We start from the raw sequence: 24,436 nt of genomic DNA, 5'->3' as shown, positions 1-24,436 counted from the left end.
CGTCCCTTCTGCATGGCTGTCTCAGTGTCTGTGGGCCATTGCGACGCTCTGCATCTGCGCCGAGACCCTCAGAAGAGGTGACCCGAGACCCTCAGACGAGGTAACCCGAGGAGACCCTCAGACGAGGTAACCCGAGACCCTCAGAGCAGCTGTCGCGAAAACTTCAGGTCCGCTGATTGGCCTCTGGAGTGTCATTGAGCCCGGGAGCATCCCAGAGAGCTGACCAATTGGATGTGTCCTCTTCGAACGGAAGCTCGTTGGACAGTACTCCGCGCACCTGGATCTCCAGGGGGTTGTCGCGCTGCTTGGGACCTGACTGCGCAAAGGGATAGAACGTGCCGCGCTTGTACTGGTAGACGAGTGCCAGGCGGCGCCCGTCCGGGTTTGCGAAGTAGACGGTCGAGCACAGCAGCATCGTGTCGAAGCCCTGGCTGACCAGAGCCGAGTTCACGGCGTGCAGATTGGTGACGAGGTTGACCACCTCAGCGTTGGTGTCGGAGACCACCTGCCAGGTGTAGCCGAACCCGTCGTTCTGCTGGGTCACGTTCGCGGCGGGGTCCGAGCCGATGAGGGCGACGCTCTCGGTTTCAGCGGACTGGAACGCCGCACCTTCGACCTGTCGGAACGCCACGGCCCCGACTCCGGTGGGCTTGAAGCCTGTTGCGGCTTCGAGCGTCAGTGCGGCGGGTGGCAGTGCGAAGAGGTCGTCGAGGTTGGCCCGCTTCGGTTTGGAACGGCCCAACAGAGCGTCGAAGAAACCCATGAAACTCCTAGTGGATGTCGGTCAGTGCGGTTGATGTCTGCGGGTCGAAGGTCACTGGGGCTGTGAGAGCTGCCCGGAGATCCGCGCCAGCTGCTCCAGGCGCTTGTCGAGCGAGGGGTGTGTGGAGAAGAGCTGCCCGAGGGCCGCCTTGCCGCTGACGGCGGGAATGAGCGCCAGATGGTTCGCCGAGGAAGAGGCACGCAGGTCTTTCTCCGGGATCTTGCTCATGTCGCCGCTGAGTTTCGTCAGCGCAGAGGCCAGCGTCGAAGGTGCGCCTGTGAGTATGGCGGCGGCCCTGTCGGCGGCAAGCTCGCGGTAGCGCGAGAGGCTGCGGATGAGGAGGAACGAGAGCCCGTAGACGACGGCACCGACGAGGATGAACAGCAGCTGGATGGGGACGCCGCCGTTGTTGTTCGATCGTCCGAAGCTCATGTAGTAACCGGCTCGCATCATGAGAGCGGCCACGACACCGGTGACTCCGGCGACTGTCATGATGGTGACGTCGCGATGGGCGACGTGGGAGAGCTCATGTGCCAGCACGACTTCGACCTCATCGCGGTCGAGCTTCTCGAGCAGACCGCGTGTCACGCACACGACTGAGCGCTCCGGTGAACGGCCGGTGGCGAATGCGTTGGGAATGGCTGAGTTCGAGACCGCGACGCGTGGTTTGGTCGAATCGGCGAGCTGGCAGAGTCGATCGATCATCGTGTGCAGCTCCGGGGCTTCCTCGGGGGAGACTTCTCGTGCACCCATCGCCTTCATCGCGATCTTGTCAGAGAAGTACCACTGGAAGAAGAACGCGCCGCCGCTGACGAGGACCGCGATGATCACGCCGCCGGTGCTGCCGCCGAGCATCCACCAGATGGCGAGGATGAGGATCACGTAGATCAGTCCGTTCAGGAAGATCGTCCACCCCATACGCATGGTGAGTCCGTTGTCCTTGACGAAACGATTCTTCATCGTGGTTCCTCTCTGGGTGTGGCAGTTCCGGCCCACGGCCTTGGGTTAAGGCAGTGGGCCGGAGTCACCGATATCAAACTGTGTGGATCAGGCTGGATCTGGGATGAAGCCTTCACCGGTGAGGAGCTCTGTGATCTCCTCCAGAGTCGCATCGACGAACGGCACGACGGCCTCACTCGTTCCCAGATAGTCGTCAGAGACGGGCTTGCCGTGTCCGACGACGTAGTCGTGAAGGGCATGCAGAGCCTTTCGGGCGGCCTCTTCATCGGTGGCGTTGACGGCGTCTTCAACCTGGTTGTCGTATTTCTGCAACAGGTTCTGGTCGACGTCGGCGATGTCGAATTGGCCCTCGCCCATGATGCGGATGATCATTGCTTGTCCTCGCCTTCAAGCGACTGCTGCTGCTTGTCGGAAGATGCCGGCAGCGACTCACGCATCCGGTTGAGCTCCATCTCCACGTCGTTGTCGCTTGAGAGCGCGTCGAGCTGTGCACTGATGTCGTCCTTCGAGGAACCAGTGACATCTTCCAGTGCGCCCGAAGCGATGAGCTCGTCGACGGCACCGGCACGAGCCTGGAGGGAAGCAGTCTTGTCCTCGGCGCGCTGGACTGCGAGTCCGACGTCGCCGAGCTCCTCGGAGATGCCGGAGAAGGCTTCGCCGATCTTCGACTGTGCTTCTGCTGCGTTGTACGTGGCCTTGAGGGTCTCCTTCTTGGTGCGGAAGGCATCGACCTTGGCCTGCAGACGCTGCGAGGCCATCGTGAGCTTCTGCTCCTCGCCCTGCAGCCCCTCGTGCTGGCCCTGCAGATCGGTGATCTGCTGGTCCAGCCCCGACTTCCGGGTCAGTGCTTCACGGGCAAGGTCCTCGCGGCCCATCTCCATGGCCTTCTGGGCCTGGCCGCTGAGCTTGTTCTGCTGCTGTTCGAGCTGAGTGATCTGCAGTTCGAGGCGCTTGCGGCTGGTGGCGACATCGGCAACACCGCGGCGTACCTTCTGCAGCAGCTCAAGCTGCTTCTGATATGAATAATCGAGAGTTTCATTGGGGTTCTCGGCTTTGTCCAGCGCCTTGTTGGCCTTGGCGCCAAAGATCGCCGCGATCCTTTGGAAGATGCTCATCCGTAGTCGACTCCTGCATTGGTCTTGACCCGACGGTGCTGACCGCTCATCTCCGAAGCTGGAGAAACGTAGCCGGCACCGCCGCGAACTATCGCTATCAGCCTACTAATAAAGGCTGACAATTTGCCAGACGCGGACACAGAACTCGGACAGACGCCCCAAGCGGGAATTCGCGGGGAACGACGGGGTGCATGCTCGGTGCTCACGGAGCGAAGAGTCGGGAGTTCGCAGCCTCGACCTCCGAGTACTGCGCGGCCGCCGTGTTGAGGGCCCCGTGGATCGAGGTCAGTGATTCGAACAGCTGCTTCTGAGCGCCCTCCCACTCATTGATGACCGTCTGGAAATTCTGTGCCGCACTTCCCTTCCAACACTCCTGCAGGGCCAGAAGATTCCTCAGCATCGTATTGGATTCTGCAACGAGGGTGCGGGAGGTCCCTGCTGTGGCGGCGGCAGCGGATGAGACGCGTTCGGCATCGACTTCGAAACTCATGACTTCTCCTAACGGCGGGGCACCGGAGCTCGGAACGAGGCACCGGGACTCTTCCCAGCATCGCGGTTCACCCGTGCTCGACGAAGCCCACTAGAAGAGGGTGTGGACAGCGCTTGGCTGTCCACACCCTCAATGCTCACGAGTGAGATCGTCATCCACAGCGATCTGCACTCAAGTGGTGCTACTTCAGCTCGAGCGTCGTCTTCAATGTCTGCTCCTGGCCGCCGCGGATGACGGTGAAGTCGACAGAGGAGTTCGTCGGCTGGGCGCGGACGAGTGCCCGCAGAGCAATCGCGTTGTTCACCTTGGTTCCAGCCACGGACACGATGTCGTCGCCGTCCTTGAAGCCTGCCTTGTCGGCCGGCGATCCGGACTGCACAGACTGCACCTTCGCACTGCCACGCGTGGTGCCGCCGCTGTTGATCTGTCCGTCGGTGAGCGTGATCCCCAAGAAGGGATGCAGTGCCTTGCCACTTGAGATGAGCTGATCGGCGATCATCACGGCCTGTGAGGCGGGGATGGCGAACCCGATGCCGATCGATCCCGACTGCCCGCCTTCACCAGCCTGGCTCAGCGAGGCCGCCGCAGTGTTCACGCCGATGAAGCTGCCGTCACCGTCGACGAGGGGACCGCCGGAGTTGCCGGGGTTGATCGCGGCGTCCGTCTGGATGGCGTTCGTGATCGTCATCTCCTTCTCCTGTGAGGTCGCGTCCTCGCCGATGTTCTCCGTGGAGACGGGCCGGTCGAGGGCCGAGACGATGCCGGTTGTGACCGAGTCCGCGAGTCCGAGGGGGTTGCCCAATGCCATCACCGGATCTCCCACCTTCATCTTCTTCGAATCGCCGACAGGGAGCGGACCAGCGTCCTTCGGCACTTGGTCGAGCTTGATGACTGCGATGTCGGTCGAGGGATCGCGGCCGACGATCTCGGCCTTCATCGTTCCCCCGTTCTTCATCGTCACAGCGATCTCGCCGGAGGGAGTGTCGGCCGGGGCCACCACGTGGTTGTTCGTGATGACATGTCCTTGGTCGTCGTAGATCGAACCTGATCCCAGTCCCTGCACCTGCCCGTTGGTGCCGACCTGGATCGAGACGACGCTCTGGGAAGTCTGCTTGGCGACCTCGGTCCAGTCCGGGGTTTCGATGGTCTGATCGGCGACCTTGCGCGAATCCTCTCCGCCGAGGGCACTGAGCGCGTAGCTCCCGCCGAATGCTGCGCCTCCGCCCAGCAGAGCAGCGATCAGCGCGATGGCGATTGTCGCACCCCAACCCGGTCCTCGCTTCTCTCGCCGAGGTGGTGCTTCGCCTCCGTAGGGTCCTGACCATCCGGGTGTGCCAGGTCCAGCGGCTGTGCCAGGTCCACCGGGCGCACCTTGCATGCCGGGTCCGGACTGGAATCCTGGGTAATCGGACGTGGGGTACCCGCCCTGGTTCGGCTGATTGCCGAATTGGCCATATGCGGCCGCTCCTGTACCTGCCGCCGCGCCAGCACCCGCTCCTGCGGCGGCACCTGCAGCTGTGCCTGCTGCTGGCTGCCCGGTTCCCTGAGAATACGGCGTGCCATACGGGTTTGTGTCAGCGGGGGAGTTCTGGCCGGCCTGCGCTGCGCCGTTGGGTGTGTCGGCTCCGACATAGGGGTGGCTGTACTGACCGTTGCTGCCGTTTTCGGGGCCGCGGTCATGGCGCTGGGTTCCGTCGTAGTTCTGGCCGGGACCATACGCTGATTGCCCAGCCTGCCCCGCTGCGCCGGGCTGTACCGCTGCGCCGGGTTGTCCCGATGACCCGGGCTGTTCTGACGGTCCAGGCTGCCCTGATCGTCCAGGCTGCCCCGATGGCCCAGCTTGCGCCGATGCACCGGGATACCGTGCCTGTGCGTCCACAGGGGGCTGAGCACGAGTCGGGTGCATCTGCCTCGGGTCCTGTCCCTGCCACGGAGCCTGATTCTGTGTCGGTGCCTGGTCCTGACCCGTGCTGCCGCTTTGGCTTGGTCTCTGTTCTGGGCTGCTCGGGCGGGTAGAAGGCGCAATGGGTGGACTGACCCGGGCAGGACCATTCGAGCCGTTCGGACCGTTCGGACCGTTCGGGAAGGTCCGTGGGACCTCTGCCGAGCGGCGGGAGCCCTCCGCGGAGCCCTGGGGTCCTGCAGCCGAGTTGCGGGGGTTGTCTGAGGATTCGCGTGAGCCATCGGTGGGGAACGTCCGGTGGTCCTGATCCCCGTGCCGTCCCCTGTTGTCGGGGTTGTTGCCCTGATTGTTAGGGTCGTTGCTGCTCATCGCTCGTCCTTTCGTACGTCCGGAGCGCTGTCTTCAGTTTCTGAGATGGGCAGATCGATGCGGAACGTCGCACCGCCGCCCGGTGTCTGGTGCACTGTGATCGAGCCGTGGTGGTTCTCCACGATCGCCTTGACGATGGAGAGTCCGAGGCCCGACCCGCCGGTGTCGCGAGTCCTGGAGACGTCGAGGCGGTAGAAACGCTCGAAGATCCGAGGAACGACCTCGGGATCGATCCCGTCGCCGTGGTCGCGAACCTCGAACCTGACTCGTCCGTTGGGGAATCCGCGCAGCGAATCGTCGACGGTGATGGACCCGGCCGCAGTCATGTCGGGCACGATGCCGGTGGGGGCCTGGGCGTCGTTCTGATCGTTGCCGTTCGAGTCGCCTCGGCGGAAGATGCGGACACCGCCGGTGACGAATCCGCGTTCGCGGGATCTGTCCTTCGCCGCAGTCCTATTCGCCACCGTCTTGTTGGCTCCGGTCTTGGACCCGGTGTCCTGACCATTCGACGGATCCGTGGACTCCGCAGTCACCCCGGCGCGGCCACCGACGACGCCGACGGCGAACTCGATGGCGGTGTGCTCGGGGGTGTGGCGGACAGCGTTGCCGGCGAGGTTGACGATGACCTGGCGGATCTTCGACTCCGAGCCCCTGATCATCGGCACGGGCTGGGCATCTTCGCCATCGAGGCCGACGAAGCTGATGTCCCGGTCGGGGGCCTGCGCAGCTGCGTCGGCGGCGGCGTCGCGGGCGATCCGGTGGAGGTCGATGGGACCGATCTCGGCGGGTCGCTGCTCATCGAGACGGGCGAGGACGACGAGGTCGTCGACGAGGACGCCCATGCGTTTGGCTTCGGATTCCATGCGTTCCATGGCGTTTCCGATGTCATCGGATTTCGTGATCGCACCCTGCCGGTAGAGCTCGGCATAGCCGCGAATGGTCACCAGCGGTGTGCGCAGTTCGTGCGAGGCATCGGAGACGAACTGGCGGATGCGCTTCTCCGATCGCGTCTGCCCGTCGAAGGAGTCCTCGATCCGTCCCAGCATCGTGTTCAACGCGCCTGACAGGCGACCTAGCTCGGTGTTGCGAGGGAAGGTCGGCACTCTCTGACTCAAGTCGCCCGCGGCAATCCGTGAGGCGGTCTTCTCAATGTCGCGCAGCGGGCGGAAGGTGTTGTTGATCGCCCAGTATCCGACGCCTGCAACCATGGCCAATGCCAGCAGTCCGATGCCGATCATCGTGTTGCGGGCCCGCTCGTTGATGTTGTCGATCTCGCGGTCGAAGGGCACTGCGATCGAGACGAGCACATCCGTGTTCTGGACCTTCATCGCTCGCGCCCGCCATTGTGAGGTGCTCCCGGGGACGGTGAATGGCTCACCGCCCTGCGCGTAGACCTTCGACTCGTTGATCTTCGGCAGAACCGGGCTGTTGCCCGGCTCGGGAGCCACAGGATCGCTGATCGGTTTGCCGCTCGTGTCATAGAACTGGACGTAGAAGCCTCCGGGCATGAGGCTCTTGAGCTCGTCCCACGAGCTCGAATCGATGGTGGTGGGAGTGCCAGCAGAGGATTCCGTCCCGTCACCGCTGTCCGAGTCTGCTGACTGGTCCTTGCTCGACGATGAAGACGACTGCAGCTGGGCAGGCTGGAACACATCCTGATAGGCCTGCTTCGCAAGCGTCTCCGAAGCATTGATGAGTCTCTCATCGGTGCGTTCGACGAGGCTGTCGCGAAGGTTCTCGAGCACCCAGGCGCTCGTCCCCGAGAGCACGAGCAGCATGAGCAACATCATGATGGCCAGCAGCTTGGTGGTCAGCGACCATTCTTCCCAGAAGCCGGGTTTGGTGGGACGGGATTCTTTTACCACGTGAGTAATCTAGCGCCTGAGCTTGACCGACTACTTGGATTCTGGTGTGCGCAGCATGTAGCCCACGCCGCGCTTGGTCTGAATCATCGGTGTCCATTCCATCTCGACGGGGTGTCCGGCGGCGTCCGTTTCCGGCGTGACATCGATCTTGCGGCGCAGGTATGAGATGTAGGATTCGACGATTCCGGTGTCCCCGCCGAAGTCGTACTCCCAGACATGGTCGAGGATCTGGGACTTCGAGAGCACCCGGTTCGTATTGAGCATGAGATAGCGCAGCAGCTTGAACTCGGTGGGGGAGAGGTCGATGAGGATGCCGGAGCGACGCACCTCGTGAGTGTCGTCATCGAGTTCGAGGTCGCCGGCCATGATGACAGCGTTCTCTTCATCTTCGAGACTGCGGGTCCGACGCAGCACGGCGCGGATGCGGGCGACGACCTCTTCGAGGCTGAAGGGCTTCGTCACGTAGTCATCGCCGCCGACGGTGAGGCCGGTGATCTTATCCGAGGTGTCATCACGGGCGGTGAGGAACACGACCGGAGCGTTCATGCCGATCTGGCGGAGGCGACGCGTGACGGTGAAGCCGTCCATGTCCGGCAGCATGACGTCGAGGACGAGGAGGTCGGGGTTGGTCTGCTCGGCCAGGCGAAGTGCTTCGGCGCCGTTTGCCGCCGAGACGACGTCGAAGCCCGCGAAGCGCAGGCTGGTCGAGAGGAGTTCGCGGATATTGGGCTCATCGTCGACAACGAGGAGTGTGGCTTCGATGTCGGTATCGTTTGCTGTAGTCATGTATCCAGTCTGAAGCTCAACTCTGAGAGTGGAGTGGTAGTTGCCTGAATGCGATTGTGATATATGTCACTTAAAAACTCTCAGAAAAGTCCTTTTGGCGCCGGAATGCCGCATGCGCTCTCAGGAACCGCCCGAGGAATTGAGGGATATATGCGCTCGTGCTCAGTTGACGCACAGGAAAGCGGGCGGCCATGGAAGCGTCGGTCACCGAGGTGGTTCTCCGGTCGGTCTTCACCTGAGAGTTGAGTCTTCACCTCAGGATTCAGGCTGGTGAGTCAGGATTCAGGCTGGTGAGTCAGGATTCAGGCTGGTGAGTCAGGAGTCAGTTTGGCGGGCGCGGAATGCGGCCACATGCGTGCGGTTTGCACAGGTGCCGGAATCGCAGAAGCGCTTCGAACGATTGCGGGTGAAGTCAGCGAGGTAGGCGTTGCAGTCCTCGGCGGCGCAGAGTCCGAGCCTGTCGAGGTCGCCGCTGCGGATCAGGTCGATGAGGACCAGTGCTACGTCGGCCGCGACGCGATCGGCGAGGCTCGCCGACTGACCCACTGCGTGCAGGTGCCAATCCCAATCCCCATGTCTGGCCAACTGTGGCAGCGCACCGGCCCATTGGAGTGTGATATTGACCTCACTGACGATGCGCTCCGTGGCCCTCGAGGCCTCGGATTCCGATTCTGCGTCGATGCTGGCATCGAGGGCGATGGCGAAGCGTTCACGGAGTTCCCGGGTCTCTTTGACGTCGGACTTCGTGGCCTTCAGCGGGCCCGAGAAGTCGTGCCGGGCTGCGAATTCGCGGAGTCCGGCGGCAGTCGTCAACTCGTCTCCCTCCTCGGCGATGGCGCCGGAGGTATTCAGTAGGTCGACGAGCATTGTGAGGTTTGATCGTATGTCATTGGCGAAGGTCATTGTGGGCCACATTCTTCCACAATATGTAAGGACCAAAGTGCATTTGACTCATTTCGCGGCAGTGGTGAATACTTCATAAGGAAGGGCTCATGCCCGCACAGCGCGCGTCGCGTCAGCGGCCGATCGGCACAACTCGGTCTCTCTCGGGCCACCCACATCTCCGCAGTTCCCACTCACACACCACACCTGTTCCACACCACACCTGTTCCGCACCACAACTCACCCACATGCACCACCTCGGCGAGGGCACCTGTTCGCGTCGAGTCCGCACACGTCCTAGGAGGTCAAGAATGAATCGCACCGTCGTCATGGGGTTCCTGCTGACTCTTGCCTCCGCGTTCTTCTTCGCGGTCTCCGGGCCGATCGCGAAGACGATGTATCTGACCGGATGGACGCCGGGCTCTGTCGTGCTCATCAGGCTCGCGGGCTCGGCTGTTCTGCTGCTGATTCCCACCCTCATCGCTCTGCGCGGGCGTTGGGACGAAGTGCGAGCCAATTGGAAGACGGTGCTCATCTATGGGCTCGTGTCGATGGCCGGCGTCCAGGGTTTCTACTTCGTCGCCGTCGAACACCTCACCGTGGCCGTGGCGCTGCTGCTCGAGATGACGGCGCCGATGCTCCTCGTGTTCTGGATCTGGGCGCGGACTCGGACCCGGCCGGCGACGGTGACCTTCATCGGCGTGGTGGTCTCGATGGTCGGACTCCTGCTCGTGCTCGACCTCCGCAACTCTGACATCAGCGTCTTCGGTGTGATCATGGCACTCGCTGCCGCAGTGTGCCTGGCCAGCTACTTCCTGGTCTCTGCGAAGGACTCCATCAACGTTCCGCCGGTGGCACTGACCGGCCTGGGCATGGGAATCGGGGCGCTCGTGATGGCCGTCATCGTGCTCGCAGGGGTGATGCCGGCCGGCGCCGTCGCCGCCGATGTCGACTTCGGCGGATACCAGGTGTCCTGGATCCTTCCCATGTCGATGATCATCGTCTTCACTGTGGGCGCCTACATCACCGGCATCCTGGGTCTTCGCTACATCGGGGCGACCATCGGCTCGTTCCTCAACCTCGTCGAGGTTCCGTTCTCCGTGATCGTGGCATGGTTCGTCCTGTTCGAGCTGCCAGCACCCATACAGCTCTTCGGCGGCGTGTTCATCGTCGGCGGCGTCGGATTCATCAAATGGGGCGAGTCTCGCCTGGCTCGTCGGGTTGCCTCCCGCGAGGTCGTCGTCACCTCGGAGGAGTTCGCCTCGGTCTGAGGTGCGGAGGCAGCTGATAGCTTGAACGCATGGGCCACATCGAAATCAATGACGTCTCGTACACTCTGGCCGACGGCAGACCGCTGCTGAATTCGGTGTCCTTCCGCGTCGGTGACGGCACGAAAGCCGCACTCATCGGTGCCAACGGTGCCGGGAAGACCACCCTCCTACGACTCCTCACCGGCGAACTCACTCCCGACGAAGGCTCTGTGTCCCACACCGGCAGCGTCGGACTGATGCGTCAGTTCATCACCGCAGACACCGTCGCCGAGGCGCTCGAGGAGTTGGCACCGAAGCGTATCCGATCCGCCGCAGCCGTTGTGAGACGGGCCGAGGAGAAGCTGCTCGGGCCCGATGCTGAGTCGACCACCGTGCAGATGTCCTATGCCAATGCGCTGGGCGAATGGGGTGAAGCGGGAGGTTACGAAGCGGAGGTGCTGTGGGATACCTGCACCACCTCGGCGCTGGGGATGGGCTTCGAGCAATGCCGGGATCGGTCGATCTCAACGCTGTCGGGAGGGGAGCAGAAGAAACTCGTCCTCGAAGCGCTCCTGCGCGGGCACAACGACATCCTCATCCTCGACGAACCCGACAACTTCCTCGACGTTCCGGGCAAGCGCTGGCTCGAAGAGGCGCTGGCCGAGACCGACAAGAGCGTTCTCTTCGTATCCCACGACCGCGAACTCCTGGCCCAGGCGGCATCGGAGATCATCACCCTGGAGCTCTCTGCTGCGGGCAACACCGCTTGGGCCCATCCCGGCGGCTTCGGCACCTACCACGAGGCGAGGAAATCCCGTTTCGAACGGCTGGAGGAGATGGGCAGACGGTGGGATGAAGAGCACTCCAAACTCAGGGCCCTCGTGCAGATGTACAAGCAGAAGGCTGCCTACAACTCCGACATGACCTCGCGCTATCGTGCCGCGCAGACCCGGCTGGAGCGCTTCGAGACGGCCGGGCCGCCACAGGCGATTCCGCGCGAGCAGAACCTGGGTATGCGGCTCAAGGGCGGACGAACCGGCAAGATCGCGATCGTCGCCTCCGGGCTGGAGCTGAGCAATCTCATGTTGCCCTTCGACCTCGAGGTCCGCTACGGCGATCGGGTTGCCGTCCTCGGATCAAACGGTTCGGGCAAGTCCCACTTTCTGCGGCTGTTGGCCGCCGGCGGCAGCGATCCGGAACCTGAGCATCGGCCGGTCTCCGACGTCGAGATCCCACCCGTCGAGCATGAGGGGCGGGCGAGGCTGGGAGCCAGGGTCCGACCGGGGTGGTTCGCCCAGACCCATGGACGGCCGGACCTTGTGGGCAGAAGCCTTCTCGACATTCTGCACAGGGGCGATGAGCACCGCAACGGCCTCCCGCGAGAGCCGGCTTCGCGCGCACTCGCCCGCTATGAGCTGGCAGGAGCGGCGGAACAGACCTTCGACTCGCTCTCCGGCGGCCAGCAGGCGCGATTCCAGATCCTCCTGCTCGAACTCGCCGGGGCCACATTGCTGCTGCTCGACGAACCCACGGACAACCTCGACCTGGTCTCGGCTGAAGCGCTCCAGGACGCGCTGGCAGCCTTCGACGGCACGGTCATGGCGGTCACCCATGATCGCTGGTTCGCCCGGGACTTCGACAGGTTCTTAGTCTTCGGCTCCGACGGAGACGTCTACGAGTCGACGACCCCGGTCTGGGACGAGGGCCGCGTGGTGCGCTCGCGAGGCTGAGCAATGTCGCGAAAGCTCACTCAGCGGACCTCGATGTCGTAGCTGTAACCCTGTTCGGTGAGGAAGCGGCGGCGCTGGGCCGCGAAGTGCTCATCGACGGTGTCTGCGGCGACGACGGTGTAGAACGTCGCTGAGCCGGAGTCTTCCTTAGGTCGCAGAATCCGCCCCAGACGCTGGGCCTCCTCCTGCCGGGACCCGAAGGCGCCGGAGACCTGGATCGCCACCGAGGCGGCAGGCAGGTCCACTGAGAAGTTCGCGACCTTTGACACCACAAGCACTGGGATCTGGCCCGTACGGAACTCGCGGAACAGTTCCTGGCGCTGCGATTCCGGGGTCTGCCCTGTCAGCACGGGTGCGTCGAGGCCGGCCCCGATCTCCTCGAGCTGATCGAGGTACTGCCCGATGACCAGGATCTGCGCATCGGGATGGTCGGCGACGAGCTCGCGCACGATCGGCAGCTTCGCATCCGAAGTGGCCGCCAGTCGGTACCGGTCCTCACCATCGGCGCGCGCATAGGCCGTGCGAGTTCCTCCGTCCAGGCGCACGCGGATTTCGTGACAGGAAGCGGTGGCGATGTAGCCGAGTCGTTCGAGTTCCTTCCACGGCACCTCGTACTGCTTGGGCCCGATGAGAGAGAACACCTCGTCCTCACGCCCATCCTCACGGACCAAAGTCGCCGTGAGTCCGAGCCGCCGCCTGGCCTGCAGGCTCGCGGTCAGACGGAAGATCGGTGCCGGCAGAAGGTGGACCTCATCGTAGATGACGAGCCCCCAGTCCTTGGCATCGAGGAGTTCCAGGTGCAGGTATGAGCCCTTACGGCGGGTGGTCAGCACCTGATAGGTGGCGATGGTGATCGGCCGAATCTCCTTCGTCGATCCCGAGTACTCTCCGACCTCGTCCTCGGTCAGCGAGGTGCGTGCAAGGATCTCGTCCTTCCACTGTCGGGCTGCGACGGAGTTCGTCACGAGGATCAGCGTCGTCGTCTGCACCCGCGACATCGTGGCCACCCCGACGATGGTCTTGCCGGCACCGCAGGGCAGGACGACGACACCGGATTCTCCGCTCAGGGAGTGGTCGATCGCTTCCTTCTGATAGTCGCGCAGATGCCACTGCCCGCCGTGGGCATCATCGGACAAAGCGATCTCGTGGGCCTCTCCGTCGACATAGCCGGCATGGTCGGAGACGGGATGACCCAGCTGCAGCAGAGCATGCTTGAGCTCACCGCGCTCCGAAGGATGGACGAGGACGGATTCGGCGTCGAGGGATCTGCCGAACTTGCCCACAAGATCCGGCTGGCTGATGAGCGAGGCGAGGAGATCGGTGTCGCTCGAGGTCAGGGTTAGCCCGTGGATCGGATTGTCGACGAGGGTGAGGACTCCGAAGCGATCCATGATGTCGACGATGTCGACAAGCAGCTCATGAGGTACAGGGTACTTCGCGAATTCGAGGAGGACGTCGACGACGGACTCTGCGTCATGTCCGCTGGCCCGGGCGTTCCACAGCCCCAAAGGAGTGATCGTATAGGTGTGTATGTACTCCGGCGTCCGTGAAAGCTGGGCGAACGGCGCGATCGCCACGGCCGCCTCGACGGCCAGGGGGTGCCCTGACTCCAAGAGCACAGTCCGGTCGGACTGCACGATCAACGGACCGTTCATGTAGGTTCCTGCTTCTTTCCACGCCGAGGTGACTTCCGAGGGCACAACGCCTGCACCCTCAGGATTGTTCCTCCACCCCGTCGGATTGATCGCCGGCCACATCGACGCTGACGATGCGCGCGATCGACAGGGACGCCTCGGCGCCGGTGGTCTTCACCTTGCCCCGCACGCGCCCACCGTTGACAGTGGCCGGGAACATGTCGATGACGCGCTCCTTCCCGTGCGAGTCGGCGAGCATGATCGTGACCTGCTGGCCCGCCTCGGCGGCTTCTCGGAGGCGATCCATGTGTCCCAGCGGCTCGTCCGTGCGCGTGGCCGGGGCCGAGCGAGCCCCCGGGGAGCGCAGGATGCGGATGTAATCGTCGAGGTGGGCATCGTCGACCCGTGCGCGTCTGCGCAGATGCACCTCGGGGTCGGCCTGCGTGATGACCTTGCGCTTGCGCACCGGTCCCGAGGGGGAGTGCAGCATGGCATGGTGCTCGGCGGATTCGAGCAGGTGCATGGTGCGTTCGGGCCCCAGCTGCCCGATCGCCACGGTCGGCGTCAGACGTTCCAGGCCGGCCGGCATCATCGCCTGGTCGGAAAGGATGACGTCGAGGTCGACGGGGTCATCGACGACGAGGACGGCGCGGGCACCGGCAACCCGGACGCGACGCAGCTTCGAGGCCGTGTTCTCGACGAGGAAGTTCAACGTCGACGGCAGGGCCTCGGCGCTGATCTCGCCGAGTTGGGCCAAGGCATCCTCGGCGTTGACGCCGGCCTGCATGCTCGCTTCGATGGTGTCTGCGTCGATTCGATACACGGTGCCCTGCCCGCGAGCTTCGACGACGGCGAACCTGCGCAGAATGTGATGGACCCTGGGTTCGATGGGCCCTGTCGCCACAGCGGTGAGGTCGGACTGGATGAGCACGGTCTCGACCTCATCGACGAGCCCAAGCCGCACCGCCTCGACGACATCGGTGGGCACGTCGAGGCCCTCGAGGCTGAAGTTCACCGGTGCGATCGACGGGTCGTGGGCGGCCTGGTCTCTCATCGCTCTGCGCAGACCTTCGGCGAGGAGGACTCCGAACCGGCTGGGCCCGAAGTGCTCGGAATTCTGCAGCGGGGTCGTCGCCAGACCGAAGGCGCCGGCGGTGTGCAGGATCGCTTCGGTCATCGCGAAATCGTGCGCGGGGATGAGTGGATGGGTGGCCAAGACCTGCGCGTGGATCCATTCGGCGGAGCGTGAGGATCCCTGCCCGATGTCGCGCAGAATCTCCACGATCGTGAACCGCAGCAGCGGCATCGTCGGCTGCGATTGGCTGAACCCCTTGAACAGAGACTTCTTCGGAGAGGCGAGAACGGTGAGGCGTTCGTTGGCGCTCGCCCCGGCCGCCAGCTGGGTGACGTCGAGGGGTTCGCGCAGCCAGGACGTCATCAGTGCAGCCCACAGCTGCGCCCTGTCGCCTTCGAGGACATCGGCCGCATCGTCGCTGGCCGTCCACTGAGGATCCAGCGGGTCATCGAGCACGCCGATGAGGTTCAGCGACTTCGCTGCGAGCAACAGGGTGATCGTCTGCTCGAGCCCCAGGTCGATGGTCTTCCCGATCCGTGTGACGTCCCGCTTGGAGATGCCGCCGCTTGTCAGGCGGGAGATCGGGGAGCTGGCCAATTCATCGACGAGCCCGCGCAGGGAGGAGATGACCTCTGCGACACCGGCACGTTCGCTGTTGTGGATGAGCGCCGTCGGGATCGTCTCGGCACTCGTGTCGAGCTCGGACGTCGCACTCTGCCACGGATGTGCCCGGGCGGATTCGGCCGCCGAGGTGGGCAGCAGCGTAATGGCCTCCGATTGGATCCGCCAGGTGGTTTCGGACGAGGGCCAGGCCAGGCCCAGGTCGCGCAGCCGGGGAAGGGCCACCTCGGCGAGGGTGCCATCGATATGACGATTCTCACCCACGGTGATGTCGGCCGATGTGCGTGCTGCCTTGGCCATGTCGATGAAGACGTCGAGCTGGGTTGACGTCAGTGCTTCGATGCCCCGGGAGACGCCGATGCGCGAGGAAGCGGCCGCGGCCAACGAGGGGATCGTCGGAGACTCTGGTTGGAGGAGATCGCGACGGGTCCGGACGAAGGACTCGAAGTCGGTATCGGAACTGTGGGACAGCCACTGGCTGAAGGTCATTGACATCGCTGTTCAGTTTACCGCGAGGGTTACAATAGATGGGTAGAAGACCTTCGTGGATCTCGGAAAGGACGAGCATTGTCAGCCAAGCGTGTCGACACCACCATCGTCGTCGTAGCCGTTGCCGCCGCCCTTGTCGGCGCAGTCGCGCTCATGGGCGTACTGGGCCAGGCCTGGATGGGCTACGCCCCGTCGCACCTGCTGACATATCTGCCGATGATCCTCCTCCCGATCGCATTCGCCTTGGTCGCCGTGGCCCTGGTCAGAGCAGCATTGAGACGCAGACAGACCGAGGTGGGCCAGAGCTGAAACTCTCCCGCGGGCGCTGTCGCCGGCACACGCACTTCCGCTGAAGCGATCGCTTCGCAGTCAGGTGCAGGGCGGTCGCGACGTCAGCGCCGGGCGCCAACCCCACCATGACGGCATCGCGCCGAGGCTGGCCACAGTCACCGTCGTCACCTCGGGCGGATCGGTCGGTCATTGTTCGGCCAGCACACCGTTTCGACCGACGTTCGGGCGATAAGGCGGCATATGAGCACACCGGACGAGCACACAGCGAGATCGGATCCTGAAGAGGGTCCAGGGCCGCGTCGTTGCAGTCGGGCGAAGCCACAGCAGTCAGGCGCAACTGCGGTCAGCTAGAACTGCAGCCGGGCGAAGCGATGGGGACAGATCCCGATGCCATGCACCACTGAACATCACCACGTACGAGCTTGACGAACCACCAGCCACACCAACTACGAGCAGCACCAACTACGAGCAGCACCAACTACGAGCAACACCAACTACGAGCAACACCAACGACGAGCAGTACCAACTACGAGCAGCACCAACTACGAGCAGCACCAGGAAAGGACATCATGCCAACCGGACGCGTGAAATGGTTCGACGTCGATAAGGGCTTCGGCTTCGTCATCGCCGAGGACGGCTCACAGGCCTTCCTCCACTCCTCAGTCCTGCCCGAGGACGCTGAGGTCACCAAGGGCACCCGCCTCGACTATGATGTCGTCGATTCCCGACGCGGGGCCCAGGTCCTCAAGGCCAGGCTGCTCTCCGGCCCGGCGAAGGTGGCGAAGGTCCGCCGACGCCCGGCCGAAGACATGGCAGTTATGGTTGAAGATGTCATCAAAGTACTCGATGACCTCAACAACGGACTGCAGCACGGCCGCTACCCCGATTCTTCCCACGGGAACAAGGTAGCCTCACTGCTGCGGGCAATTGCCGACGATTTGGAGTCCTGATGTCATCACTCTTCAGTGATTGGTTGGCCGGCCAGAGTGCCGAGCCGACGAACGACCCTGCGCCCGCCGAGGCGGCGTCGGCTGCCGAAGCACCTGTCAGGGCTGAGGCTGCAGCGCCGGTGAAGCCGACTAAGGCGCCGCGGACGAGCTCCGAGAAGGTCGTCCTCGATGCACAGCTTGCCGCGGCCATCGACACTGCGCGTTCTGCCATCGCCGAGGTTGCCGGCAGTTCCGTGATCGGTGATCATTTGGGCACGCTGGCCGAGGGCACCCGCCTGGTCACCCACTACTTCGCATGCACTGATCCGACCTACCGCGGTTGGCGCTGGGTCGCGGTCCTCGCCCGTGCACCTCGGTCGAAGAAGGTCACGGTCTGCGAGACGGCACTGCTGCCCGGCCCCGACTCCCTGGTCGCACCGGAATGGATCCCCTGGGATCAGCGTGTGGAACCCGGCGATCTGACTCCTCGCGACACTCTGCCGAAGGTCGAGGACGATCCGAACCTGCAACAGGGCTTCGAACAGGTCGAAGAGACCTCGGACGGCAATCTGGACGAGATACCGAATTTTGAATTCGGGCTCGGCCGTCGCCGGGTCCTCTCGCCCGAAGGCATCTCATCGGCCGCTACCAGGTGGGCCGAATCGGAGACCGGCGCCGAATCGGATTTCGCGGCGAAGGCCTCGGCCCACTGCTCCAGCTGCGGATACCTTATGCCGCTGGCCGGATCGCTGAGACAGAAGTTCGGAGTCTGCGCGAACGGCTGGTCCCCGGCTGACGGCAAGGTCGTCGCACTCGACTTCGGCTGCGGAGCCCATTCGGAGACCGATATCAGCCGGCAGAGCAACGATCCTGCCGAAGCCGTCGTTGACGACTACTCCGCCGGCGAACTCGAGTTCCAGGAGGGCTGACACACCGAGATGGCGCACACGTTCCGGTCACTGGTTGAACCGAACTACCGACATTGGTTCGCCGGTGCACTGATCTCGAACACCGGAACGTGGATGCAGAGGACGGCCCAGGACTGGATCGTCCTCACCTACCTGACGAACAACAATGCTTCGGCACTGGGCATCACCATGGCGCTGCAGATGGGCCCACAGCTCATCATGTTCCCCTTCGCAGGAGCGATCGCCGACAAGTTCTCCAAGCGCAAGCTGCTCATGGTCACCCAGACGCTGCTGGGAGCCGTAGGACTGCTCCTGTTCGTGCTCGTCATCACCGACGTCATCGTCCTCTGGCACGTTTACCTGACGGCTCTGGCCCTGGGCATTCTGGCCACTCTCGACAACCCTTCCCGACAGGCCTTCGTCTCTGAGCTCGTCGGTGAGAAGCTGCTTCCCAACGCAGTCAGCCTCAACTCCGCATCGTTCAACGGCGCCCGCATGATCGGCCCCGCCGTCGCCGGCGTGCTGACGGCGCTCATCGGCGCCGGGCCGGTCTTCCTCATCAGCGGGCTCGGATTCGCTGCGACCCTGACGGTGCTTATCCGTTTGGATCAGACCCGGCTGCACCCCTCGGGGCGCAGGGGCAAGGGCGGGATTCTGGGCGGATTCAAATATCTGCGAAGACGCCCCGATGTGACGATCGTGCTGGTCGTGCTCTTCATCGTCGCGACCTTCGGATTCAACTTCAACATCTACACCGCCACCATGGCCAGGATCGAGTTCGGCAAGGACGCCAGCGGCTTCGGCCTGCTCAACTCCGTCATGGCGATCGGATCCGTGACCGGAGCACTCGCCTCGGCGAAGCGGGAGAAGCCGCGACTGCGTTTCATCTTCGGCGCGGCAGGCGGATTCGGCCTCGCCGTGGGAACAGCATCTCTGATACCCAACTACTACGTCTTCGCGGCTTCGCTGATGCTCGTCGGTTTCGCGTCGCTGACGATGATGACCTCCGCCAATGCCTATGTTCAGACGACGACTCCCGCGCACTATCGCGGTCGGGTCATGGCGATCTACGCTGCCGTCGTCATGGGCGGGACTCCCATCGGTGCCCCGCTGGCCGGCTGGGTCGCCGATGCGTACGGACCGCGGATGGCGATGGGCGTCGGAGCCGCCTCGGGCATCATCGCCTTCAGCGTCGGCCTGGTGTGGATGATCGTGTCGAAGAATCTGCGCCTGAGCTATGACCCCAAATCTCGCATCCGTCTCCACGTGAGCTATCTCGGCCGGCCCTGATTACCCAGCTCGGGGCTAGGAGTTGGGCTTGGGGTTGGGTTTGGAACTTACGGCTGGGTGTGGGACTGGGAACTGGGTCGGCAGTCGTCTGCCATCCTGAGCGCGGCGCAGAGCCTGGTCCCTTATTATTGGGAGCCCCATGAGCAACAGATCGGACAGACAGTGAACGCGGACATTCTCACCTCGGTGCTGGTCGGACTGGCGATCCTCGTCGGCTGCCTCGGCATCATCCTGCCCGTTCTGCCGGGATCCATCCTCATCGCGATTGCCGTGCTGGTCTGGGCGATCGTCATCGGCGGGCCGATGGCCTGGATCATCTTCGCCATCGTCGCCGTCTTCGTCGCCGGCGGGATGAGCGCCTCCCTGGTGCTCACGGGCAGAAAGCTCAAGGCGATGAAGGTTCCCAACAGATCCGTGCTTGTGGCCGGTCTCCTGGGAATCATCGGGTTCTTCGTGATTCCCGTCGTCGGCCTGCCGATCGGCTTCATCGCCGGTCTCTACCTCGCCGAACACATGCGCCTTCACGACGCCAAGGAAGCCTGGGACTCCAGCTGGGAATCACTCAAAGCGATCGGCATCGGCACCGCTCTCGAGTTCCTTCTCGCCCTGCTGGCGGCCATCACCTTCGGCATCGGAACCCTCATCCACTTCCTCGGCTGAAGGCTGGGGGCTGGGGCCGCCCGTACCGTCGGGAGTCGCCGGCAACTTGGCCTGCAGACAGTTCGGCACCCCACACCCGCAGCTCCAAAACATCTCATTGCACAGGGATGTTGAGGAGCTGCCGGTGCAGGGTGCCCGGCCTGAACGAGGCTTCAGGCCAGGGCGTCGATGACGAAGTCGATGCTTGCCAGCAGGGCCTTGACGTCCTCGGGATCGACGGAGACGAACGTTGCGATGCGCAGCTGGTTGCGGCCCAGCTTGCGATAGGGCTCGACGTCGACGATGCCGTTGTTGCGCAGCACCGAGGCGACGAGGGCCGCATCGACCGAAGCGTCGAAGTCGATGGTGGTCACGACCGATGAGCGATCATCAGTGTTCTCGACGAAGGGATGAGCCACCTCGGCGGCATCGGCCCAGTCGTAGACGAAACCGGAGGTCTCACGGGTGCGGGCGGTGGCCCACTCGAGGCCGCCGTTGCCGTTGATCCACTCGATCTGCTCGGCCAGGAGCACCAGCGTCGTCACAGCAGGGGTGTTGTAGGTCTGATCCTTGCGGGAGTTCTCGATCGCGGTCACGAGATCCAGCGAGGCGGGGATCCAGCGTCCGGAATCCTTGATCTCCTGGGCACGCGCGATGGCCTTCGGAGACATGATCGCCACCCACAGGCCGCCGTCGGAGCCCATGTTCTTCTGCGGTGCGAAGTAGTAGACATCGGTCGCGGTGATATCGACAGGCAGACCACCGGCACCGGACGTGGCGTCGATGACGACGAGCGCGTCTTCGTCGATGTCCTCGGGGCGGGTGATCGTGGTGGCGACACCGGTCGAGGTCTCGTTGTGCGGCCAGGCATAGACGTCGGCCGTGGCATCGGAGGTCCCGGCCGTCTTGGCGAAGGAACCGGGGGAGGGGATGGCTGAGGTTCCGGGCTCGGCCTTGAGGATCAGCGAGTCCTGCAGGTGCGGGGCCTCATCGGTGGCCTTGGCGAACTTCTGACCGAACTCGCCGAAGGTCGCGTGTGCGGCCCGCTCGCGCACGAGTCCGAAGGTGGCGACGTCCCAGAAGGCGGTGGAACCGCCGTTGCCAAGGACAACCTCGTAGCCTGAGGGCAGGTTGAAGAGTTCGGCTAGGCCGGTGCGGATGCGACCGACCAGCTTTTTCACGGGTGCTTGGCGGTGGCTGGTGCCCAGCACATCGGCGGCGGAGTTCAGCGCCTCGATCTGGGCTTTGCGGATGCGAGCCGGACCGGCTCCGAATCGTCCGTCGGCGGGCAGGAGTTCGTCTGGGATCGTTATGTTCGTGGCAGTCACGCTCGACATTCTACGACGCGCCCACGAGTGCGCGACGACCGGCATCGTCATGGGAGACATGTGAGGGCAGGATCGAGACCTGTCCAGCGGCGGCTTCAGCGATGAGTTATGCGCTCATGCGGCGAGGTGCGCAGGCAGCCGATGACTCGTGTCACCGGCGCGTCGTAGAGTGAAGGCATGAGTGAGCCAGTCGACCGATTGCCGCAGACCCGGAAGTCCTATGAGTCACCGACCTTCGACCATCCCGAGGTCTCGCCGCTCGCACTGTTTCGACAGTGGTACGACGAGGCCGCGGAACACGTCCGCGAACCGAACGCGATGACGGTCTCAACCCTCGATGAATGGGGTCCGTCCTCTCGGATCGTTCTGCTCAAGGGCATCGATGAGACCGGGTTCATGTTCTTCACCGACTACGACTCCGCCAAGGGGTCTCAGCTGCGCTCCGATCCACGAGTGGCCGTGAACTTCCCCTGGCAGGATATGGAACGGCAGGTCAGGATCAGGGGCCTCGCCGAGGAGGTCGCACCCGAGGACTCGGACGCGTACTTCGCCGTGCGCCCCCATGGATCTCAGATTGCGGCCAGTGTGTCGAAGCAGTCCCAGCCCGTCAGCGGACGAGAGCAGATGCAGACAGAATACGATGCCGCCTTCGCAGAGTATGCGGACAAGGAGGTGCCCCGACCCGATCACTGGGGAGGATTCAGAGTCCGCGTCTTCGAGATCGAGTTCTGGCAGGGACAGAGGAATCGGTTCCACGATCGGTGGGTGTTCCGACGTGCAGATGGCAGTCACGAACCTGCGGATCTCTCACAGGCGGCCGCGTGGAATCCTGTCCGTCTCTACCCCTGAAGTCAGCTTCGGCTGAGTCAAGAACGCAGCGAAATAATCGTCTCACTTCAAGCGTTGAGCGGGCAGGCGGGATCGTGGTCCAGGTGCCGAGGTCGAAGGATCGACCGGAGGATTCCGACATTGCGCATTCAGCGGTAGACGTCAACGTCGGTTGAACATACGTGATTGGACGCACGCGGGATAGGATTGACGCAGAGAACGCCTGAAATGGTCGAATGGGCCTGAAGACGAAGAGTGGAGTGGCTGGTCTGAAGTGAACGACCTCATTGATACAACTGAGATGTACCTCAAGTCGATCATCGAGCTTGAGGAGCAGTCGATCGTGCCGCTGCGCGCTCGGATTGCTGAACGTTTGGATCACTCCGGTCCCACCGTTTCACAGACCGTGGCGCGGATGGAGCGTGACGGACTGCTGCATGTGAGCAACGACCGTCATCTGGAGCTGACGGCCGAGGGGCGTCGGATTGCCACCGAGGTGATGCGCAAGCACCGATTGGCCGAACGGCTCCTTGCCGACGTCGTCGGACTCGAGTGGGAGCTCGTCCACGACGAAGCATGCCGGTGGGAGCATGTGATGAGCGAGCAGGTCGAACGCAAACTCGTCACACTCCTCCCCGAGATCGCTTCGGGCCCGTACGGCAACCCGATCCCTGGCCTTGACGTGATCGGTGGAAAGCAGACGCCAGGCACCGAGGTCGTCGATCTGGCGACGGCTGTCGCTCGTGACGGGGCGAAGGAACTTCGGATCGCTTGGTTGGCCGAACCTCTGCAGGTCGACATCCACCTGCTGCAGCAGTTCCAGGTCGCAGGTGTCCTGCCGGACAGCGATGTGGAGATCTCACGCAACGGCGAGTACATCACGGTCCAGGTTCCGGGTGCACAGGATGTGCTCGACCTGCCGCTGGACACTGCTTCACACGTATTCGCCTACAAGAAGTAAGTTCTTTCCAGAGGCATTCCTCGGCAAGAAGCGAACTCGGTCGAGTGGTTGGCCCTGCAAGGTAACGAAGCGTCGTCGAGAAGCAAGCCTCGTTGGCAGAACCGGCGCTGGGACAACCCGGTCACGGCCGATGGTCTCGATCAGGATCGATTCGTTACAAAAGGACGTTGAGCACGGCCCCGGGGGGGTCAGAACACCCCCGGGGCCGTGTCGTATAACGCGCCAATGTTACGAATGTTTACCTCAATACTCGGCCTCTGACCTGGACGTTTATGGAAAACCTCCGTGGTGGCGGGCGAGGTTCGTGACAGAAACGTGACAATCGGTCACTGATTGGTTACAGTTGTGGAGGTTGTTCACGAAAGTGACGACTTCGCCTCGAGAGCCGCGCGCCACGCTCGATGCGAAATTTCTAAGGACCGAGAGTGGCGGTTGGGATTATTTCCAATAGGTGACGAGAGGGAAACGTGGCAATTAAGCAGCATGGCCGCCGCGCCGCTGAAGCCAAGGTCAAGACTCCATTGACCGAACTGACAGAAATCCTGAACGCCAACTCCGCCGTCTTCGGACGCCGTGCAGCCGTTGTCGCTGCCAGCGGTGGTCTGCTCACCGCAGCAGTCCTTCCGGCAGCAGGACAGGGAGCCGACGACAACGTCGCAGTCTCCGCTGAGTCAGAAGCTCAGACGCAGGTCGAGTTCAAGAACCAGACTGCTACCGTCAACGCTGACGACGATTCCAAGGACAAGAAGCAGGACTCCTCCTTCAGCGCCGACGTCCAGACCGTCACCGCCAAGGCTGCTCCGAAGCCTGAGCCGAAGCCGGAACCCGTTGAGACCGCCGAAGACACCTCAGGCGACTCCGATTCTGCAAACGCCGGCACCTCAGATTCCGGTGACAAAGGCGAGAGCAAAGATTCCGGCTCCGATGCCGGTTCGATCGACGGCTCCAAAGCCGAGCAGGTCATCGGCTGGGCAAGCAAGGGCGTCGGCACTCCATATGTTTACGGTGGAACCTCGCAGAGCGGCTGGGACTGCTCCGGTTACACCTCCTGGGTCTACAGCAAGGTCGGCGTCAACCTGCCTCGCAGCTCCGGTGCACAGAAGGCCGCTGGCCAGGTCGTCTCCCAGTCGGAGGCTAAGCCCGGTGACCTCATCTGGCACCCAGGTCACATCGGCATCTACGCCGGTGACGGACAGATGTATGATGCCGGCTCACCAGGGTCTGGCACCTCGAAGCGCAGCTACAGCTGGATGGGTGACGTCACCTTCATCCGCGTTCTCTGATCCAGTTCACACAGAAACTCCCCGTCTGACTCGATGGTCCTCGAGTC

22 protein-coding genes are annotated in these 24,436 nt (G+C 63.4%); 10 read left to right on the top strand and 12 right to left on the bottom strand.

The window, feature by feature from the left end; translation table 11 throughout:
* Positions 1–163: 163 nt before the first annotated feature.
* The 9 genes from pspAB to ACE03M_RS09690 all read right to left on the bottom strand — a co-directional run bounded on the left by pspAB (position 164) and on the right by ACE03M_RS09690 (position 9,166).
* Positions 164–763, bottom strand: a complete 600-nt coding sequence (gene pspAB / locus ACE03M_RS09730; protein ID WP_143920565.1) for a PspA-associated protein PspAB — start codon at positions 761–763, stop codon at positions 164–166.
* A gap of 51 nt (positions 764–814) precedes the next feature.
* Complete coding sequence (gene htpX, locus ACE03M_RS09725; RefSeq protein WP_143920564.1) at positions 815–1,723, bottom strand: zinc metalloprotease HtpX; 909 nt, start codon at positions 1,721–1,723, stop codon at positions 815–817.
* 87 nt (positions 1,724–1,810) lie between these two features.
* Positions 1,811–2,095 carry a PspA-associated protein PspAA gene (gene pspAA / locus ACE03M_RS09720; protein WP_143920563.1) on the bottom strand — a complete coding sequence of 95 codons (285 nt, stop codon included), beginning with the start codon at positions 2,093–2,095 and terminating at the stop codon, positions 1,811–1,813.
* The gene (locus tag ACE03M_RS09715; RefSeq protein ID WP_143920562.1) at positions 2,092–2,838 is read right to left on the bottom strand and encodes a PspA/IM30 family protein; all 747 of its coding nucleotides are present in this window, start codon (positions 2,836–2,838) and stop codon (positions 2,092–2,094) included. The genes pspAA and ACE03M_RS09715 overlap by 4 nt, the downstream gene beginning before the upstream one ends.
* 202 nt (positions 2,839–3,040) lie before the next feature.
* The gene (locus ACE03M_RS09710; RefSeq protein WP_204233112.1) at positions 3,041–3,328 is read right to left on the bottom strand and encodes a WXG100 family type VII secretion target; all 288 of its coding nucleotides are present in this window, start codon (positions 3,326–3,328) and stop codon (positions 3,041–3,043) included.
* A gap of 181 nt (positions 3,329–3,509) precedes the next feature.
* Complete coding sequence (locus ACE03M_RS09705; RefSeq protein ID WP_485933794.1) at positions 3,510–5,600, bottom strand: S1C family serine protease; 2,091 nt, start codon at positions 5,598–5,600, stop codon at positions 3,510–3,512.
* Positions 5,597–7,465: a sensor histidine kinase gene (locus tag ACE03M_RS09700; protein WP_485933792.1), complete on the bottom strand. Its 1,869-nt coding sequence runs from the start codon at positions 7,463–7,465 to the stop codon at positions 5,597–5,599. The genes ACE03M_RS09705 and ACE03M_RS09700 overlap by 4 nt, the downstream gene beginning before the upstream one ends.
* Positions 7,466–7,495: 30 nt before the next feature.
* Positions 7,496–8,251 (bottom strand): response regulator transcription factor, encoded by a 756-nt coding sequence (locus tag ACE03M_RS09695; protein WP_009881891.1) that lies wholly within the window; start codon positions 8,249–8,251, stop codon positions 7,496–7,498.
* A 315-nt stretch (positions 8,252–8,566) separates the two neighbouring features.
* The gene (locus tag ACE03M_RS09690) at positions 8,567–9,166 is read right to left on the bottom strand and encodes a CGNR zinc finger domain-containing protein (protein ID WP_485933791.1); all 600 of its coding nucleotides are present in this window, start codon (positions 9,164–9,166) and stop codon (positions 8,567–8,569) included.
* 278 nt (positions 9,167–9,444) lie between these two features.
* On the opposite strand from ACE03M_RS09690, the gene ACE03M_RS09685 reads away from it, so the two are divergent.
* Both ACE03M_RS09685 and ACE03M_RS09680 read left to right on the top strand, forming a co-directional pair.
* Positions 9,445–10,404 carry an EamA family transporter gene (locus ACE03M_RS09685; RefSeq protein WP_485933789.1) on the top strand — a complete coding sequence of 320 codons (960 nt, stop codon included), beginning with the start codon at positions 9,445–9,447 and terminating at the stop codon, positions 10,402–10,404.
* 29 nt (positions 10,405–10,433) lie between these two features.
* Positions 10,434–12,113, top strand: coding sequence for an ABC-F family ATP-binding cassette domain-containing protein (locus tag ACE03M_RS09680; protein ID WP_485933788.1), 1,680 nt, complete (start codon positions 10,434–10,436; stop codon positions 12,111–12,113).
* Positions 12,114–12,133: 20 nt separating this feature from the next.
* Here the strand turns inward: ACE03M_RS09680 and ACE03M_RS09675 are convergent, their stop codons facing one another.
* The gene (locus ACE03M_RS09675; protein ID WP_485933787.1) at positions 12,134–13,768 is read right to left on the bottom strand and encodes a DNA repair helicase XPB; all 1,635 of its coding nucleotides are present in this window, start codon (positions 13,766–13,768) and stop codon (positions 12,134–12,136) included.
* Between the two features lie 58 nt (positions 13,769–13,826).
* Entirely contained in the window at positions 13,827–15,938 is a 2,112-nt protein-coding gene (locus tag ACE03M_RS09670; RefSeq protein WP_485933785.1) for a helicase-associated domain-containing protein, read from the bottom strand.
* A 72-nt stretch (positions 15,939–16,010) separates the two neighbouring features.
* On the opposite strand from ACE03M_RS09670, the gene ACE03M_RS09665 reads away from it, so the two are divergent.
* From ACE03M_RS09665 to ACE03M_RS09645, 5 genes are all read left to right on the top strand, one after another.
* Entirely contained in the window at positions 16,011–16,241 is a 231-nt protein-coding gene (locus ACE03M_RS09665) for a hypothetical protein (RefSeq protein ID WP_143920555.1), read from the top strand.
* A gap of 551 nt (positions 16,242–16,792) precedes the next feature.
* Positions 16,793–17,173 (top strand): cold-shock protein, encoded by a 381-nt coding sequence (locus ACE03M_RS09660; RefSeq protein WP_143920554.1) that lies wholly within the window; start codon positions 16,793–16,795, stop codon positions 17,171–17,173.
* Entirely contained in the window at positions 17,173–18,081 is a 909-nt protein-coding gene (locus ACE03M_RS09655) for a DUF3027 domain-containing protein (RefSeq protein WP_485933783.1), read from the top strand. The genes ACE03M_RS09660 and ACE03M_RS09655 overlap by 1 nt, the downstream gene beginning before the upstream one ends.
* Before the next feature lie 9 nt (positions 18,082–18,090).
* On the top strand, positions 18,091–19,350 hold the full coding sequence (locus tag ACE03M_RS09650; protein WP_143920552.1) for an MFS transporter: 1,260 nt from the start codon (positions 18,091–18,093) through the stop codon (positions 19,348–19,350).
* 162 nt (positions 19,351–19,512) lie between these two features.
* Complete coding sequence (locus tag ACE03M_RS09645) at positions 19,513–20,010, top strand: DUF456 domain-containing protein (RefSeq protein ID WP_143920551.1); 498 nt, start codon at positions 19,513–19,515, stop codon at positions 20,008–20,010.
* A gap of 152 nt (positions 20,011–20,162) precedes the next feature.
* Here the strand turns inward: ACE03M_RS09645 and serC are convergent, their stop codons facing one another.
* A complete protein-coding gene (gene serC / locus ACE03M_RS09640; RefSeq protein ID WP_485933782.1) occupies positions 20,163–21,317 on the bottom strand; it encodes a phosphoserine transaminase in 1,155 nt (384 codons plus the stop codon).
* 177 nt (positions 21,318–21,494) lie between these two features.
* On the opposite strand from serC, the gene pdxH reads away from it, so the two are divergent.
* The 3 genes from pdxH to ACE03M_RS09625 all read left to right on the top strand — a co-directional run bounded on the left by pdxH (position 21,495) and on the right by ACE03M_RS09625 (position 24,389).
* Complete coding sequence (gene pdxH / locus ACE03M_RS09635; protein WP_485933780.1) at positions 21,495–22,166, top strand: pyridoxamine 5'-phosphate oxidase; 672 nt, start codon at positions 21,495–21,497, stop codon at positions 22,164–22,166.
* Between the two features lie 253 nt (positions 22,167–22,419).
* Positions 22,420–23,106, top strand: a complete 687-nt coding sequence (locus ACE03M_RS09630) for an iron-dependent transcriptional repressor DtxR (protein ID WP_143920548.1) — start codon at positions 22,420–22,422, stop codon at positions 23,104–23,106.
* Between the two features lie 467 nt (positions 23,107–23,573).
* The gene (locus tag ACE03M_RS09625; protein ID WP_485933778.1) at positions 23,574–24,389 is read left to right on the top strand and encodes a C40 family peptidase; all 816 of its coding nucleotides are present in this window, start codon (positions 23,574–23,576) and stop codon (positions 24,387–24,389) included.
* Positions 24,390–24,436: the final 47 nt, after the last annotated feature.

The organism is Brevibacterium sp. AGC70 (genome assembly GCF_057334195.1).
The sequence above is the reverse complement of the archived record's forward strand: the minus strand, read 5'-3'. Positions and strand labels throughout refer to the sequence as shown.

What these genes read in the sequence shown, in the direction of transcription:
- pspAB (WP_143920565.1), bottom strand. Translation starts at nt 763, where the DNA reads ATGGGTTTCTTCGACGCTCTGTTGGGCCGTTCCAAACCGAAGCGGGCC.
- htpX (WP_143920564.1), bottom strand. Translation starts at nt 1,723, where the DNA reads ATGAAGAATCGTTTCGTCAAGGACAACGGACTCACCATGCGTATGGGG.
- pspAA (WP_143920563.1), bottom strand. Translation starts at nt 2,095, where the DNA reads ATGATCATCCGCATCATGGGCGAGGGCCAATTCGACATCGCCGACGTC.
- ACE03M_RS09715 (WP_143920562.1), bottom strand. Translation starts at nt 2,838, where the DNA reads ATGAGCATCTTCCAAAGGATCGCGGCGATCTTTGGCGCCAAGGCCAAC.
- ACE03M_RS09710 (WP_204233112.1), bottom strand. Translation starts at nt 3,328, where the DNA reads ATGAGTTTCGAAGTCGATGCCGAACGCGTCTCATCCGCTGCCGCCGCC.
- ACE03M_RS09705 (WP_485933794.1), bottom strand. Translation starts at nt 5,600, where the DNA reads ATGAGCAGCAACGACCCTAACAATCAGGGCAACAACCCCGACAACAGG.
- ACE03M_RS09695 (WP_009881891.1), bottom strand. Translation starts at nt 8,251, where the DNA reads ATGACTACAGCAAACGATACCGACATCGAAGCCACACTCCTCGTTGTC.
- ACE03M_RS09690 (WP_485933791.1), bottom strand. Translation starts at nt 9,166, where the DNA reads ATGTGGCCCACAATGACCTTCGCCAATGACATACGATCAAACCTCACA.
- ACE03M_RS09685 (WP_485933789.1), top strand. Translation starts at nt 9,445, where the DNA reads ATGAATCGCACCGTCGTCATGGGGTTCCTGCTGACTCTTGCCTCCGCG.
- ACE03M_RS09680 (WP_485933788.1), top strand. Translation starts at nt 10,434, where the DNA reads ATGGGCCACATCGAAATCAATGACGTCTCGTACACTCTGGCCGACGGC.
- ACE03M_RS09675 (WP_485933787.1), bottom strand. Translation starts at nt 13,768, where the DNA reads ATGAACGGTCCGTTGATCGTGCAGTCCGACCGGACTGTGCTCTTGGAG.
- ACE03M_RS09670 (WP_485933785.1), bottom strand. Translation starts at nt 15,938, where the DNA reads ATGTCAATGACCTTCAGCCAGTGGCTGTCCCACAGTTCCGATACCGAC.
- ACE03M_RS09660 (WP_143920554.1), top strand. Translation starts at nt 16,793, where the DNA reads ATGCCAACCGGACGCGTGAAATGGTTCGACGTCGATAAGGGCTTCGGC.
- ACE03M_RS09655 (WP_485933783.1), top strand. Translation starts at nt 17,173, where the DNA reads ATGTCATCACTCTTCAGTGATTGGTTGGCCGGCCAGAGTGCCGAGCCG.
- ACE03M_RS09650 (WP_143920552.1), top strand. Translation starts at nt 18,091, where the DNA reads ATGGCGCACACGTTCCGGTCACTGGTTGAACCGAACTACCGACATTGG.
- pdxH (WP_485933780.1), top strand. Translation starts at nt 21,495, where the DNA reads ATGAGTGAGCCAGTCGACCGATTGCCGCAGACCCGGAAGTCCTATGAG.